We start from the raw sequence: 16,609 nt of genomic DNA on the forward strand, positions 1-16,609 counted from the left end.
CAAATTAAGATTAATTAATAGTAAAAAAAAAATGTGTCTTAGGCTAAAACCTAAGACACATTAAAGACACAATACTCTAAGAGGTTTAAGCTTAGAAGTAATATTTTAAGTTTACACCAACGTCATGGTTGTAATTGCTTCTTTCATGACGACGAGTTGTCGTATCAAAGAAACGATATTCAACAGCTAAATCCACATTGTAGTAGATTGGGTATGCAACGCCAGCGACTGCTTGCCATGCAAACTGATTATCGTTTTTATGGTATCTATGGTGTGCATTACCAGCATAGTTATAATGACGCTCATTTTTAATGTGAGCATAACCAATACCAACACCAACATAAGGAGCCATAGTCCATTGCATGTCGAAATCGTAGAGGACATTAACCATTGCTGCCCAAGTATCGCGGTGTCCACGATGACGATGGTTAGTTACTAGGTCACCATTGTGATAATGGTGGCGTTTTTTGCCCTTGTTATATCTGTAAGCAACTTCAGCTTCTAAATGGAAGCGATTGCACCAGCGGTATCCCAGATCTACAGTGCCGAAATAGCCTGTATCAAATTTGCCTCTATGTTTTTTAGCATGTTGGAGAAAGTTTGCTGCTCCAGTTGCACCTACATAAAAGCCTTCCATGTCTACTGCTTTCACGCACTGCGGCACGAGAAAAGCGGCAAACAATATTGTTAATAGAACAAATTTTTTCATAACGAGTTCCTTGGTTACGTTGTTTTAAGGATGTCTCAACAACTGGTGAACATACCCTATGTTATTAAATTTTTCAATAGAGAAAATTAGTTTTTTTCCTGCAGTACAATTTTTCTTAAAAAAACCTAATTTTTTATAAAGTAAATATCATTTAATATTTTTTTAAATGGCTTAAATCTTATTAATAATCAAAGAGATAAAATATCTCTATTTGGCTACTCTCTCTCCTCATAATTTTTTTTCCTGGCGGGGATAAAAGTTTATTGCTTATGAAACTTTCTATAGCTATCAATAAAATTGAGGGTATAAGATAGGAAGAGAATTGAGATCCTTTAGATCTAAATTGGTCTCTAACGCGTAACCTAAATCCATTGGCTAAGTTTTAAAAGGAATTATGAAAAAGAACATAGGCACTGCTGATCGAATTTTAAGATTTACTTTAGCCTTTTTATTGGGCGGATTAGCCTTTCAATTTAAAAGCTGGCTTTTAGGCGTCATGGCTCTGTTTACCCTTTATGAAGCATTAGCAAGCTGGTGCATACTTTATCATTTGATAGGAAAAAACAGCTGCTCTCTGCCTACAAAACCTAAAAGCAAGTAAGCCCTCTTGCTTTTTCAAAACAAACTTAACAAAACGTTTACCTAAATATTTATAATTATACGCTTTTGAACCGCTCTTTATGTAGCCACATACTTAATCAAAAGCTTGTTTTTATGGTGAGAGTCAGCTTGGAAAAGGGTTAATATCTTTTGGGGATATGCAGAGGTAGTTTCTTTAAAAGGTGTTAGGAAGCCTTTTTTATCTTAAGCATGTTAAAAATTATTATCTTAACACGATACAGCCCCTCCTCTAGCTTAAGAATCACTTTATATGATGAATAAAAGCGAAAATGGAGAACTTTCTATCCTAGAATTTTTAAGTAAAAGGTTATTAGAATTTATAGCTTAGATTGAAAAGGCTTGAAAACATTTTTTTAAAGGCTTTTCTTGATTTGCAGAAAGCATAAAACTTTATTATGCACTACCTAGCATGGCAACAGCTTTAGTTCTCCAGGCCGCATATAATCAAACAAGCTTTAATTTTTCTCAATTTGACTATAGATTTCTGCAAGGTAAAAATTATTATAAAATCATCACGCTCTCAAATTTAGCTCAACAAGACCTTTTTTGGTAAGCGGTCACAGGGATAAAACTGTTTAATCTTTTGATTTGCAGAAGATAATGTAAATCAGAAAGTCGTGCAAATAGGAAAACCAGCTATTTACAAGCATTTTTGGCTTTGCAGATGCCCGCAGAATCGCATCTAAAGCTGGGCTTGCCCCGTGGCCGCTTATCTTTTTTGTTATATAGGCTCTTAGAAATTTCAACTACATGATTTAGAACTTCTTATGAGAGATTAGGTATTACCTAATTTACATTTTTTAAGTTATTTTTTACATGCAATAGGAGCTGCTTTAAGGTTTATTTTGCATTAAATTTGATAATAAATTGTGCTAATTTTCTACCTACATTTAGCACATCTTCTTGATCTTTGAGATTTTTTAAATTTCCTTCTTCACTAAATGCTAGATGTGCTTGTGAGATGGATTTCTGCTGAGGAATTATATAACAAAAAATATTGCAAAACATGGAACGTACATGCACAAGTCCTCGCATACCGCCAAGCTGCCCTGGCGAGGCACTCAAAAGAGCAACTGGCTTTTCAAAAAAACAAGATAGGAAAGGCTCGTTTTCTTCCGCTTTTCTGGAAGTCCAATCGATGACATTTTTCAAAACCGCCGGTATTGAGCTATTATATTCCGGGGAAGCAATCAGGAATCCATCATGTTGAACCATTAACTTCTTAAGTTTTAAAGCATTTTCTGGCAGACCTTGTTGATCTTCAATATCCTGGTCATAGAGAGGTAAGGGGTAATCTTTTAAATCTATAAGGGTGACTTCGGCTTCAGCCTGCTGGGCGCCAGCTGCCGCAATTTTAATCAGTTTCTTATTTAGAGAGTCTTTGCGCAAACTGCCCGCGAAAGCTAAAATTCTAGGTTTTTTAGACATATCTATTACCATTTATAATTTCATTAGCATCATACTTAGTCGATTAACATATAGAATGTTTAAAAAGCTGTCATCAGATTAATCTAATGACAGCTACGAAAAGAATCAAACAGCAAGCTTAATTAACGAGGACAGGGAGTGGGGCAGCCTGATTTTCCGCATATATGCTTATAGTAATATTTGGGAACATATTTAACATGACGATCGGAAACCCATTTTTTGCTTGGTATACATTCTTGAACATCATAGCATTCGGTTTCATATTTACAAACAGTCTCGGTATAATACTGAGGAACCATTCTACATTTCTGCACTTCGGTGTATTTTGGTACTTGGCGAGTACATTTTTTTGTACGGTATTTATTCTCTGTTACACAACGTTTGGTATAATAATAACAAGGCTCGTAATGAACATATTTACACCAGCATTCACCAGTAGGGGCATCTGCTGCTCTATCTGCACAAGGATGGTCCTCTCCCTCAATAGAGCAGGAACCTGGATGCCAACGGCGGCCATCATGGCTCCAATAATGCTCTTCGGTGGTATTCTGATTGTTCTGATTCCATTCTTGCCCTTTTTGAGAGCTAGAAGCTTGGCTCTGAGCAAAGGCTGCGCCAGCAGAAGCAGCTCCGGACGTCTCTTGTGCATAGCTATGCGAAGCAACAAAGAGACCACACATTACCAGGCCTGTGAGCAAAAGTTTCTTCATATTATAATCCTCCGAACATTTTTGAATGTTTACGTCTACAGAATTTATCCTTTCTGTGAACGAATAATAATCTTTTCGCTTTGGCTGCACTTTGCAGCTTTTTGCGGCTAAAGTTTTATCAAACCTCACTTTCATTTTTTTAAGTTTTGTGTAAATATTTTTTTTAACAATTTAAAAAAAGTTATTTATGTGGTTGCCTTTATGCTGCTTGAAGAAAACAATTGATTCCGCGGCCGTATCATTCTCAGAAGATTACGTAATGTTAACTTTTTTAGAAAATAGATAACTTGTATAGCTTCAGCAATTCAGGGAAAGGATTGGACCATTTAGTAACAACAGCTAATTAACCGCTGCTGATGGGCTTAATTTTAATTCAAACATAATCTATTGAATGATTGGCTTTGACCAGGAGAAATTTAGCAGTTTTTTATTTTCACTCCCTTTATCTATCTTTTAAAAATTAAAATAGCGTTAAGTGCATTAGGAGTAAGAGATCTAGCACTTCTAAAAATCTTAATAAGCAGCTAAGCAGGCTATAGTCGCAGAATAGAATTTAATAGAAGTTGCAATATTACTGCCGGTAGACAATTAATCTTGATACCCTTACGGTGATTAATCAAGTTTTTGATTATCATGCACTTAATAATAATTAAGAAAAGCTTGTAAGCTCCAGCCATTTGAAGATAAAGCTCTACCCAACAAGACTATCTAAAGGAGCAAGACAAATTCCTATTAAAGTAGCAGTGAAGAATTAGGGTAATTTAGCCTTTAATCGTTCGAGCCAGATGAAACCTTGTGAGTAGGCAACCATGCAGCTAATGACCCTATCTAACAAGGTTTTCGGGCCATTAATTCCGAAATTTAAAAATGCCCTTTAATTTTAAAATCATTCTTTTTTATCCGTTTTCTTCCGTTAGACTATATTCATTTTTTTCATAGGCCTGCTTAACAATTGCTAACTAGATTATCAATGCCTAGATGGGTTGGGCTCTTTTATCCTCCCCCTTAATCTCCTATCGACTGCAAATAATTGAATTTCAGCTTAAATATATTCCAAAATAAAAAAATACTATTAACGAAAACAGATAAGAATTTTCTAAAAATTTTGTTAAAATAGATATCAATTATTTAAGGCTTCTGCTACGATATCTGTTTAAACCTAACCAAAAGTTGAAGTACATGACATTTAGCGAATTAAATTTACATGCTGGGATTTTAAAAACTCTTGAAAATGAAGGGCTTACAACTCCCACCCCTATCCAATTAGAAGCTATCCCGAAAGTATTAGCGGGCTACGACTTGCGCGCATCCGCACAAACAGGCACCGGTAAAACCGCAGCTTTCCTTTTACCTGCTCTAAACCGCTTAACCACCCCCTCTGCTGTTCCTGGGCAAGGGCCGCGTATATTAATTTTAGTTCCTACGCGCGAACTTGCAATGCAAGTAGCCGAGGAAGCTAGGCGCTTTAGTGCAAATTTATCAAGAGTAAAAACAGTATGCATTTACGGAGGAGCTCCTTATCCTCTACAAAACCGTGAGCTCTCACGTCCTTTTGAAATTTTAGTGGCAACGCCTGGAAGACTTATTGACCATATGAGCCGTGGCCGTATTAATTTTAATCGTATAGAAATGCTTGTGCTTGATGAAGCAGATCGTATGCTTGATATGGGATTTATCGAACCTGTGGAAAAAATATCGGCAGCTATTCCTAAACAAAGGCAAACGCTTCTTTTCTCTGCTACTCTTAAAGGAAATGTATTAAATCTTTCCAATCGTTTAATGAATAATCCTATAGAAATCAGCGTGATTTCTGAAAATTCCCGACACGAAAACATTGAGCAAAGACTACATTTCGTAGACGATATGCATCATAAAAGTCGCCTTTTGGATCACTTATTAAATGATCCATCCGTTAACCAGGCTATCATTTTTACGGCAACTAAGCGTTTTGCAGACCAACTTGTTGATATTCTGTATGAGAATGGACACCCTGCTGCAGCCTTGCATGGAGACATGAATCAAAGGCAGCGTTCAAAGACAATCATGCGTTTACGTGATGGCGAGATAAGAGTGTTGGTGGCTACCGATGTAGCAGCACGTGGTATCGATGTACAAACAATTAGCCATGTCATTAATTTTGATCTTCCTACAAATGCAGAAGATTATGTTCATCGCATAGGAAGGACAGGAAGAGCAGGGGCCAAAGGTATTGCACTTTCATTTGCAGCCTCTAAGGACATGCGTCTTGTTCGTCAAATTGAACAATTTACTGGCTATACCATTACCCCTTCAGTAATAGCTGGTATGGAGCCTAAATCAAAGCCTAGCAAGCCTTCTTCATCCTTTAAGCAAAAAAGGCCTTTTAAACCTCATTTTAAGCGTGCTCAGCGCTATTAAAAGAAGCCAAAAGCGAGGGTTCCCTAGAGTAACCCTTTCTTTTTTAAAAAGCTTTTTCCCCTCATCTACTTTAATTTCTATTTAACCAAACCAAGCTTTATAGCTCTTAAGGGTTAAAAAGCAATTCTTGCCTACACTTCTTATCATTAAAGCTGCGATGCCCCTTTTTATTCAAACAAAGTAATCTCTACGATTGCAAACCCCTTGCAAATAATTTTTTAAGGTCGTATAAACTTATTATTTATTAATTTTTTTTAAAACATTAGTTTTCTATGATTACCATGCTTTTATTATTTATTGGAAGTTTGCTGTTTTTGCCTTTGCAAGCTAGTCAAACTCTCCATAAGGAGATTGATCAAAAAGAATTGCATGGTAAAAGCATTGAATGGGAACAAACAGGCCTTACTCCCTTTAATGAACTCATCGTGTCCTGGGACGCTCAACGTCCTAAACATGGCTATTATCTAATTAAGGTTAGCTTATTAACAGATAATAAATGGTCTCCCTGGCTCAACTATGCTTATTGGGGGTCCTCCCATCAATACACTTTTAACTGTCATCCTAGAAACTCTTCATGTAAAACCTATCAGGACGTAGCTGGGCCATTAGGTAGGAAAAAAGCTACGGGCTTTAAAATTAGAGTAGACTGTAGCGAAAGCTCTCTACTGAAAAACATACGTACGCTGCATGCCAGCTTCACTAATATTCAAGAGCACAAGGTTAGCTTTGATTTAGCCCCCCATTATTCTATTAATTTAAATGTTAAGGGATTGTCTCAAGTTACATTACCTGATGAACGCCATATGAGACTTTGTTCTCCTACCTCGACAACAGCTGTGATTAATTATTTATCACCGGGTATCCATCTATCCGCTCTAACTTTCGCCGATCATGTTAAAGATTCAGCGTTTGATATTTATGGAAATTGGTTGTTGAATACTGCTGAGGCATCTAATCTTCTCGGCCCCTCATGGCATAGCTATGTAGCCAGGCTAAATAATTTTGATCAAATTATGGAGAGTCTTAGCAGAGGCTTTCCCGTAGTAGTGAGTATAAAAGGCCCTTTAACAGGTAGTGCCTCCCCCTATAGCTCAGGTCATTTAATTGTTGTCAAAGGGTATGAAGCAGAAAAGCAGCAAGTACTATGCATGGACCCGGCTTTTCCTACTGATCAAAGCACTCTTGTAAGTTATAGTCTCAAAGATTTTCTAGTAGCCTGGAACAGAAGAAAAGGAATAGCTTATTTATTTTATAGATAAGCAAGCGATCTAATAAGTCATTTCCTTTAAAAATTAATACCCTCATCTACCCCTTTAAGCCTTCTCATAGGAAAAAGTAAACTCGATAAAGTCCTTAATCTTTTATGGATGTATTAGAAGATCATTCACTCATTATCATGAAAAATCTCACCCACGTTCGTCTGCTCATCTTTTTTTAATTATTTTTCTTGTGAATAATGTAAGTTTATTTCTAATATTTCCTAATATTTTAAGGTCGTTTCTAATTACATGGAATATTATGATGCTTATCTTTAAGGTACTTGTATGCTATTTACTCGCAGCATCTTCTTTTTTATATGGTATTCTAACACTTGAAAAGTGTTATGATCTAGCTCTAAACTATAGCGAGACGCTAACGGTTGCCGAGCTTAAAGCTCTAATTGAGCAAGACCGTACGCGTGAAGTTTACGGCCTACACCTTCCCCAGATGACCGCACAAATAGACTTTCTTACAAAGGGAAATTTGAAGCGGGTGCGGCATCAAGAGCGTACGAAAAATGCTCGTGTTTCTCTTGTTATTCCTCTTTACAACTTTGGGCATTCAACCCACACAATTAACGCCCAAAAAAGTAGAGAAGAGTCATCTTTTATTAAAATGACTACAGCTCGCCAAAAGATTCTACACGCTACCAATCATGCTTATTTTACTTTAGCAGAAGCACAAAAAATTATCTTAATCATTAAAGAATCCATCCGCTCTTTAAAAGGTCAATTACGAATCAGCAAAGATTTTGCAGAACAAGGTCTTATTCATGAAAATGAAATTTTAGTAGTAGAATTAGAATTAGCTCTCAAGCAGCAAGATTTATTGCAAGCTCAGAGTAATGTATCCATAGCAGCTACCCAACTAAATCGCTTAATTGGATACCCTTTAGATCGGCAGACTGTAGTTATAGATCTGCTTGAGCCAATACCTTATCATGCAAATCTTAACCAGCTATTAGAAGAAGCACGAAGCAATCACCCTCATTTAAAAGCCCTACAAGCAGATATTAAAGCCGCTCGCTTTACCCTTACAGCCGAGAAAGGAAAGCTCTACCCTTCAATTTATGGCTATACGAATTATAGTACCTCTGATAACTATGCTCTACCCTATCGGCATGGTCTAGATGCGGGCATAGGCATCCAATTATCTCTCTACGATGGGGGGTCCACATGGGCAAAGCTTAGACGCTTAAGAAAAGAGATGTGTGAACTAGAACAGCAATATATAGCTGCAGAAAAAGATATGGAGCTATATATACGTACAGCTTTTTCTACTGTTGAAAATACCATTCAGAAGATTCCTCTTGCTTTAAAAGCTATCCAGGTTGCTGAACACAATCTGACTCTGGTAAAAAATCACTTTGCAGAAGGTCTTATCACTAATGAAGATCTTATGATAGACGAAGAAAAACTGCTACACGCGCGCCATAATTATTATCAAACGCTCTGCCAATATTATAAAGCTAAAGCCGATCTGGCTTATGCTGCCGGCCTCAATTTTTTATAAGCAAGGAAGTAAACATGACGAGAAATAAATTTGTTCATTTTCTTTTTATGACCTTAATCATTCAAAGCTCATTAAAAGGAGAAGAAATTTGCGCAATAGGACATATACAGCCTTCTTCTAAAAGCTTAATGGGAGCCCAGGTATCAGGAAGGGTTGAAAAAGTTTTAGTCGAAGTGGGAGACAAAGTAGTAAAAAACCAGCCTCTAGTTCAACTAGATAAAAATTATTACGAGATAGAATTAGCGCTAAAAACAGCGGCATTGGAAGGAGCTAGAGTGGAGCTGTCTGATGCCGAGAAAAATTTCCTCCGCATGCAAAAGCTATGGGAAAGGCCAGATGGACAATTACCTTCTATTCCTTTAAAAAAATATGAAGAAGCCAAAAGCAAATACGATCATTCTCTTATTCATGTAAAACAATTTCAAGAAGACTTAAAGCGTGCTCAGTTATATTGGGAAGAAACTACTATTAAGGCTCCTTTTGAGGGAATTATTACAAAAAAACTGGTAGATGTGGGGGAATACATTACCGTGCAACCTGTCACCAGCATGGTTGAAATCCAAGCTTTGAATCCTCTTTATCTTGAATTTTCTATTCCACAAGTGTATGCATCTACCCTAAGATTGGGTACTCCTCTTAGCTTCGAAATTGATGGAACCCATTTAGATTGCAATCACGCTCAAATAGATCTTTTTTATCCAACTCTAGATGAAACTACACACTCATTGCGGTGTCGAGCCATCCTTGATAACAGTGATTATAAAATTCGCCCCGGATCTCTTGCCCGAGTAATCATTAAAGCAGGTCAAGTAGCTAATAACCCTTAATTTGAGGAAAACAAACCGTGATTTTGTCTGACCTATCGATCAAGCGACCGACTTTTATTTCTATGATTACCTTTGGCTTAGCAATTTTTGGGTTACTTGCCTATAAAGAGCTTGGCGTAGATCTTTACCCTAAAATCGACTTTCCCATCATCACCATTATTTCATCCCTTCCCGGTGCTGACCCCGAAAGCATAGAGAAAACAGTTACCGAGGTTATCGAAGAAGCCGTTGCTACCCTTAACTCTATTAAGCATCTTCGCTCGACTAGCGCTGAAGGGATATCTCAAGTAGTGGTAGAATTCGATTTAGAAAAAAACATTGATATTGCCTATCAAGAAATACAAGCTAAGTTAGGGACAATTAGAAAAGAGCTACCAAGCGATCTTCAAGAGATAGTGATAGGAAAATTTGATATTGACTCAGCTCCTATTATGGCTCTCCTTATTTCTGGAGATTTACCTATTCAGCAATTATCTTACCTTGCAGATAAGAGCATAAAAGATAAACTTCAACAAGTCTCAGGAGTAGGCCAAATTAAACTAATTGGTAAACAAGAACGTACCATTTGGATCTCCTTAGACCCTTTTAAAATGGAAGGATTTTCTGTCACCGTGCAAGATATTTCCACTGCTCTTAAAGCCCAACATATTGAGCTGCCAGGCGGGCGTATATCTTCTTCTACGCACGAATTGGCCGTTAAGACAAAAGCTGAGTGGGAAGAGATAAAAAATTTGAAGGATATTGTTGTCGCTTACCGCCATGGTTATCCTGTGACACTTACTGATATAGGACATATTGAAGATGGGTGGGAAGAGCCAAGAACTTTAGCTAGATTAAATCATCAACAAGCTATTGCTCTTCTTATTACAAGGCAGTCTGGCACAAATACAGTGAATGTAGCTCAAGCTCTTAAAAAAACTATTGGAGAGATTCAGCAAGAGCTAAGGCCCCAAGGCATTAATATAGAGATTGCGCAAGATCTGTCCCTCTTCATTGAACATTCTATGAAAGACATTAATTTTCACCTAATGTTTGGGGGCCTATTAGCGGTCATCATCGTTTTCTTATTCTTAGGAGACTTAAAGATTACAATGATTAGCGCTTTAGCAATTCCTATAAGCGTTATTTCAACTTTTATTCTTTTACGTATAGTAGGCTTCACACTAAACAATATGACCATGCTAGCTCTATCTTTATCTATTGGAATTTTAATAGATGATGCTATCGTAGTCGTGGAAAACATCTATCGCCATTTAAAAAAGGGTAAATCTGCTAAAGAAGCTGCAGCGATAGGTACTCAAGAGATTGGATTAGCTGCTTTTGCTATTACAATGTCTATCGTTGCTGTGTTTTTGCCTGTCGCCTTTATGAAAGGTATTATTGGCCGCTTTTTCTACCAGTTCGGTATCACAGTAACCTTTGCTGTTTTAATTAGTCTTTTCGTTGCCTTCACACTCACCCCCATGCTTGCTTCTCGTTTCCTTACCTTACACATGTCCACAGGCAAGCTAGCATTAAGCATGGAAAGAATACTCGATAGCTTGGATAGAGTTTACACAAAACTTTTATCAAAAGCTCTTAACTACAGCAAGACCACTCTCCTGCTAGCCATTAGCTTACTTATAGGCACTTTATTTTTAGGAAAATACATTCGCTCTGAATTTATTCCTTTAGAAGATCGCAGCGAGTTTTTTATCAAAGTTAAAGTCCCTTTAGGTTCCTCATTAGTTGTGACTGATGAGGCCATACGAAAAATCCTTCAAGATATTTCTCCCCAACCCTGGGTTAAGTATACTTTCACTACTATAGGAAGCGATAGTTTCAATAGAGTAAATGAAGGCACTGTATATGTCAAAATGACCGATAAAGAAAGCCGCTCTTTAAGTCAAGCAGAAGCGATGAAGTTTGCTCGTGAGAAATTATCTTCTTTACCTCATCTTATAACAAGTATAGAGCCAGTTCCTGCTATAGGGGGTGGTGGGCGAAGAAATGCTGCCATTCAACTAGATATCAAGGGTGCAAGCCTTGAAAAGATTGACCAGATTGCTAATCAGATCAAAAATCATTTAGAAAAAACTTCTGGTTATGTAGATGTAGACACATCCTATGAAAAAGGTAAACCTGAAATCGAAATTTCTATTAAACGTGATGAAGCAACTGCTTTAGGAGTCTTACCTATCTTTATCGCCCAGGAAATTAAAGCTCTCGTGGGCGGCTTAGAGGTCAGTAAATTCCGTAGCAATGGAGAACGTTATAATATCAGCCTGCGACTAAGTGAAGAATTTCGTAACAAACCCCAAGATATTTTCCAACTTTCTGTAAAAAATAATAAAGGAAATTTAATCAAGCTAGGTAACCTAGTCAATATTAAAGAGAAGCAGGGACCTGTTCAAATTGATCGCTATAATCGGGCAAGATTTATTTCTGTTTTCAGTAATCTACAAGAAGGAAAAAAGGTTCTTGGTGACGCCATTAACGAAATAAATAGCTTTATATCCCAAATAAAAATGCCTCTAGGTTATCGTACAAGTTTTTCAGGCGCTGCAGAATCAATGAAAGAATCTTTTCAGCATTTAATTTTTGCTTTACTGCTGGCCGTAGTTATTATCTATATGGTTCTGGCTTCTCAATTTGAGAGTTTTGTACAACCTTTAGTTATTATGCTATCGCTTCCCTTCTCTATCATAGGAGCCTTAGGAATACTGATTATAACAGATATGACACTAAGCATTTTTACAATTATAGGCATTATTATGTTGCTAGGATTGGTAACAAAAAATGCCATTTTACTTGTTGACTACATCAATACCTTAAGAACACAAGAGGGAATGGATAGAAAAGAGGCTATAATGCTAGCAGGTCCTACCCGGCTACGTCCTATTCTAATGACCACATTAGCCATGATTTTTGGAATGCTACCTATTGCCCTAGGCCATGGGCCTGGCTCTGAATCCCAAGCCCCTATGGCTATGGCTATTATCGGAGGCCTTTCAACCTCTATGCTACTCACCCTGATTATTGTGCCTATTGCTTATTTGATTGCCGAGGAGCTACCTGGAAAGACAAGCCAGCTTTTTAAGAAACTTTGCAAACTTAAGGCTCGCTTAACAAAAAGCTCTTGAACAAGGATCTATGTATACTTGCTCCTGTAATGCTGCTTAGGAAAATAAAATTTAACTTACTCTACTTATCTTATCTCGGCAGAAAGATTGATAAGCTGGCTTATGCTTTAAAAAAAACCTCGCAGCGGATTACTGCCTAAAATAACGCAAGTTAGAGGATAAGGAAATAGCTGAAAAAAGATCGTCACATGGCTAAAAGTATTTTGCAAAAAAGCTTTAAACGTGGGAGATCAAAAATAAGGGAAGGGGATTGTAATAATTTTTCGTAAGAGTAGCTAGAACATATAAAGATTACCATGTCCAATATATTCTACCTTCTAAAGAAATTATGTCTGTAAAACCAAAAAGCAATTAACCCCGTTTCCAAGCTGATTCTCTTCAGCCACTTTCCACTACCAACTCATAGCTTATTTTTCATCTCTTGGGGTAAGCCTTACGGCAAGCGATTAATTAATTCCTTAAAAGTCTATGGAGTGACTCTAGCAAAAAAACTCCCAAAAGGTATCATCAAAGAGAGCAACTACCTTTCGTCCTCTTAAATTAGCAAGCCCGCCTGATCTTCATTCTATAAAATGAGCAATAGCAGCCGTAGTGTTGCCTCCTACTACATCTCCAAAAAGTATAATCAAAAAATAAATGCCATAAAGGATAGACGCATCGCTTACCTCTTTGAGGGTCTAATATCTGCTAAGTTAGATTTTATGCTTTCTTTAAATTAATTCCTTCTTGTAACTCAGCAAAGTTTCACCAGTAGTCCTTTTTATTGTCATTGTTACCTTTTTCTTAAAAGAAGGAGTTGACTTTACATCATATAGCGTCAATCTATGGCATCAATCAAATGTTTTTCATCCAGACTCTCTAGAATCTTACCTTAGAGGGACCTAAGCATTTAAAGAATATTACCATAAATTTATTTGCTTTTACCTAATCCCTAGGTTTTAAATCCTTTTGAAGCTGTTGGCTAGAATGCCTAAGTGCCCGACTATCTTGCTAGACAGCGAAGGACTTCCTTGTCGTTCCTCAGCTTTTCGCTAGCGTGCTTAAGCGCTGGACCGTATTGCTTAACAGCCGCAATGACAACTTCCCTATCATTTCGAAGCTCTTCGCTAGCATATTCAAGCGCTGAACCATCTTGCTGGACAGCCGCAAGGACGATTTCCTTGTCGTTCCTCAGCTTTTTGCTAGCGTGCCTAAGCGCCCAGCCCCATTCCTGAACAGCCGCAAGGACGATTTCCTTGTCGTTCCTCAGCTTTTCGCTAGCGTGCCTAAGATCATTACCGTGTTGCCGAACAACCGCAAGGAAGAATTTTCTATCATTTCGAAGATCTTCGCCAGCATATTCAAGCGCCCAGCTACATTTCTGAACAGCGGCAAGAACGACTTGCTTAACGTTTCGAAGCTTTGGACTAGCATATTTAAGGGCCTTACCGTCTTGCTGAACAGCGGCAAGAACGACTTGCTTAACGTTTCGAAGCTTTGGACTAGCATATTTAAGGGCCTTACCGTTTTGCTGAACAGCGGCAAGAACGACTTGCTTAACGTTTCGAAGCTCTGGACTAGCATATTTAAGGGCCATACCATTATGCTGAACAGACCGAATGGCAGCGCACAGAGCGTCTTTATCATCCTCTTTACTAGGAGCAAAATTCCAAATTCCAACGAGTATATTTCCCAACACCGGAATCAACAAAATCGCGCATCGCTTAAAAGTTTTTTGTTTGAGGTGAGTATAATAAGGGTTTCTAGAAAGATTTTCTTTTTCCTTTAAAGGTAAAACAATTACTTTTTGAAAGATGTTGACTAAATTAACCACCGTACTGGCGATAGGTATGTAATCAGCCTTATGATCAATAAATAGGCATGCTTTAGATAGAAAATTTATTACCATGGTATTCTCGGTGTGTATTTTTTTATAAAGAGTATGATTTTCTCAAAAAAACTAGAACATGTTTCCCTAATTGATTGACCTATCAACCTATCAAATAAATAAGCTTGTTTAAAAACTAAACTTTAATTGGTTGATTAATTAAATGTATTAGGTAAGATATTAAAATAAATTATACTAATTATTAGTTTTTTTAGCTAGGATAATGATTCTTTTCTTCGGGGCAGGATGTTTTGATGAGAATATTTGATAAACACCTTGCCTAGTAATCCTCTCAAATAATTGGGTGCATAAGCGGCACTTCGTCTAGCATCTGCCCTTCCTCGCTGCGAATCAAAAGTTCTTATTATATTAGTCGCTAAGCGTCTGATTAAAGCCATGTTTCCTGCACTAAAACCTACATCCACTTAATGAAGCATCTTGGCAAATTTTTTAGACCCTGCTTTTCGGCTAGATCCATAATAACGGATAGCTTGTTCTACTTTATCCCCTATCGTCCGTCCAGAACGCACTTCAATCATGGACTGCGAATGCCATTTCTCCCGTTGTGGAAGCCAATCCAATACATTGCCTACACACACATAGCGACTTTCTATGCGACCATGGTCTTTCTCGTGCGTCTCCTCCCGGCTAATCCCTTCGATTCCTTCATAATTAACTAGTTTTGCTTGCTCAAAAAAGTTATACACTTCAGCTTTAAAATTACTTTAATTACCTTTGATACCTAGGGCGTTTTGATGAAAAAGATTTGACAAATGCTACATAAATCTAAAATTATCTTCTTTCTAAAAGAAGGAGGTAACAATGCCCCAAAGGAAAACCACCGATAAAAACTTTGCTGATTTGCAAGAAGAAATCGATTTAGAGAGAGCGTAAGATCTAACTCTGCAGATTTTCCAGATCCTTAGAGCCAAGCAATGTATTTATCCTATATGGTATTTATTTTTGATTCCACTTTCTGGGTATCTAGCAGGATGTAATACCGTGGCTAAGATTGCTTATTTTGCAGAAATAAGGGCCAGTTGGTTTGCTGATCTAATAGGATTAAAGGTAGCTGCACCTTCTTATGATACCCTTTGGTGGTTTCTTGCTAGGGTCCATCCACAAGCATTTAAGGAATTGATTAATCGCTGGCTGCAAGGCTTACCGCAAGAAATGAAAGATCAGCTATTAGGGATGGATGGAAAGCGGCTAAAAGGCGTTTTTAGATAATAATACGCTTTCAAGCTACTTCTTATGTAATCCCGTACTTTGTATAATTCCTCTCATTAAGTAGAGAAGCAACTTTCAGAGGGTTAGGTATGCAGACTTAGTTTTTTTAAAGCGTATAAGAATATCGCGCATATTGTCGAGATATTTGCTGCCGAAGGACGCTTAGTGATTGCTCAAGAGAAACTGCAGGAAAAAGCTAGTGAAACCCCAGCAGTGCCCGCCTTGCTGGAGGCTATGGATGTCAGTGGAGCGATTGTATCGATGGATGCACTTTATGCCCATATAGATACCATTAATGAGGTTTTGAATAAAGGAGCGGACTATATAGTAGGAATTAAAGGTAACCAAGGCCATCTTAAAGCAGAAGCGTATAACTTCTTTGAGCAAGCAAAAGCAGTTAATTACCAGGGAGTAGAGGGAATAACTCGAGAGGAAACTCATGAGAAAAATCGGGGTCGCATAGAAAGTCGTCATGTGTGTGTAGTCAATGCTTTACAGTGGCTTCCCCAACGAGAGAAATGGCATTTGCAGTCCATGATTGAAGTACGTTCTGAACGGAAGGTAGCAGATAAAATAGAATAAGCTATCCGCTATTATGGATCTAGCCGAAAAGCAGGGGCCAAAGAATTTGCTAAGTGGATTCGAGCGCACTGGGCGATAGAAAATAGTTTGCACCATGTAATGGACGTGGTTTTTAAAGAAGATGCTTCATTAAGTGGATGTAGGCTTTAGTGCTGAAAACATGGCTTTAATCAGACGCTTAGCTGCTAATATAATAAGAACGATGGATTCAGGGCGAAGGATTGCCGATGCTAGACGAAATGCCACTTATGCACCTAATTATTTGAGAGGATTACTAGGCAAGGTGTTTATCAAATAATTCTCATCAAAACACCCTACCCCAGAACCGCAAACTTTACCACCTA

The 16,609-nt window shown here is 37.7% G+C and carries 13 protein-coding genes; 8 read left to right on the forward strand and 5 right to left on the reverse strand.

Translation table 11 applies throughout. From position 1 onward, the window contains the following. Positions 1–91: 91 nt before the first annotated feature. Complete coding sequence (locus tag DB41_RS04820; RefSeq protein ID WP_039384947.1) at positions 92–709, reverse strand: outer membrane protein; 618 nt, start codon at positions 707–709, stop codon at positions 92–94. Between the two features lie 394 nt (positions 710–1,103). On the opposite strand from DB41_RS04820, the gene DB41_RS04825 reads away from it, so the two are divergent. After that, positions 1,104–1,310, forward strand: a complete 207-nt coding sequence (locus tag DB41_RS04825) for a DUF2892 domain-containing protein (protein ID WP_039384949.1) — start codon at positions 1,104–1,106, stop codon at positions 1,308–1,310. 860 nt (positions 1,311–2,170) lie between these two features. Here the strand turns inward: DB41_RS04825 and DB41_RS04830 are convergent. Beyond that, entirely contained in the window at positions 2,171–2,758 is a 588-nt protein-coding gene (locus DB41_RS04830; RefSeq protein WP_039384951.1) for an NADPH-dependent FMN reductase, read from the reverse strand. A gap of 122 nt (positions 2,759–2,880) precedes the next feature. Continuing rightward, complete coding sequence (locus DB41_RS04835; RefSeq protein ID WP_039384953.1) at positions 2,881–3,468, reverse strand: hypothetical protein; 588 nt, start codon at positions 3,466–3,468, stop codon at positions 2,881–2,883. 1,179 nt (positions 3,469–4,647) lie between these two features. On the opposite strand from DB41_RS04835, the gene DB41_RS04840 reads away from it, so the two are divergent. The 5 genes from DB41_RS04840 to DB41_RS04860 all read left to right on the forward strand — a co-directional run bounded on the left by DB41_RS04840 (position 4,648) and on the right by DB41_RS04860 (position 12,586). Beyond that, positions 4,648–5,865, forward strand: coding sequence for a DEAD/DEAH box helicase (locus tag DB41_RS04840; RefSeq protein WP_079979978.1), 1,218 nt, complete (start codon positions 4,648–4,650; stop codon positions 5,863–5,865). A gap of 272 nt (positions 5,866–6,137) precedes the next feature. Continuing rightward, complete coding sequence (locus tag DB41_RS04845) at positions 6,138–7,124, forward strand: C39 family peptidase (protein ID WP_052243916.1); 987 nt, start codon at positions 6,138–6,140, stop codon at positions 7,122–7,124. A gap of 259 nt (positions 7,125–7,383) precedes the next feature. Further along, positions 7,384–8,637: a TolC family protein gene (locus tag DB41_RS04850; protein ID WP_039384954.1), complete on the forward strand. Its 1,254-nt coding sequence runs from the start codon at positions 7,384–7,386 to the stop codon at positions 8,635–8,637. A 14-nt stretch (positions 8,638–8,651) separates the two neighbouring features. After that, positions 8,652–9,464 (forward strand): efflux RND transporter periplasmic adaptor subunit, encoded by an 813-nt coding sequence (locus tag DB41_RS04855; protein ID WP_039384955.1) that lies wholly within the window; start codon positions 8,652–8,654, stop codon positions 9,462–9,464. Between the two features lie 17 nt (positions 9,465–9,481). After that, on the forward strand, positions 9,482–12,586 hold the full coding sequence (locus DB41_RS04860) for an efflux RND transporter permease subunit (RefSeq protein ID WP_155117582.1): 3,105 nt from the start codon (positions 9,482–9,484) through the stop codon (positions 12,584–12,586). A 982-nt stretch (positions 12,587–13,568) separates the two neighbouring features. On the opposite strand, the gene DB41_RS04865 is transcribed toward DB41_RS04860, so the two are convergent. Further along, on the reverse strand, positions 13,569–14,474 hold the full coding sequence (locus DB41_RS04865) for a DUF4116 domain-containing protein (protein WP_039384957.1): 906 nt from the start codon (positions 14,472–14,474) through the stop codon (positions 13,569–13,571). Between the two features lie 404 nt (positions 14,475–14,878). Continuing rightward, positions 14,879–15,160, reverse strand: a complete 282-nt coding sequence (locus DB41_RS04875) for a hypothetical protein (RefSeq protein WP_039384959.1) — start codon at positions 15,158–15,160, stop codon at positions 14,879–14,881. Between the two features lie 232 nt (positions 15,161–15,392). Here DB41_RS04875 and DB41_RS04880 point away from each other — a divergent pair, with 232 nt between their 5' ends. Both DB41_RS04880 and DB41_RS04885 read left to right on the forward strand, forming a co-directional pair. Next, positions 15,393–15,683, forward strand: a complete 291-nt coding sequence (locus DB41_RS04880) for a transposase family protein (protein WP_255350916.1) — start codon at positions 15,393–15,395, stop codon at positions 15,681–15,683. 123 nt (positions 15,684–15,806) lie between these two features. Beyond that, the gene (locus tag DB41_RS04885) at positions 15,807–16,265 is read left to right on the forward strand and encodes an ISAs1 family transposase (protein WP_080502413.1); all 459 of its coding nucleotides are present in this window, start codon (positions 15,807–15,809) and stop codon (positions 16,263–16,265) included. Positions 16,266–16,609: the final 344 nt, after the last annotated feature.

Source organism: Neochlamydia sp. TUME1 (genome assembly GCF_000813645.1).
Lineage (GTDB): Bacteria > Chlamydiota > Chlamydiia > Chlamydiales > Parachlamydiaceae > Neochlamydia.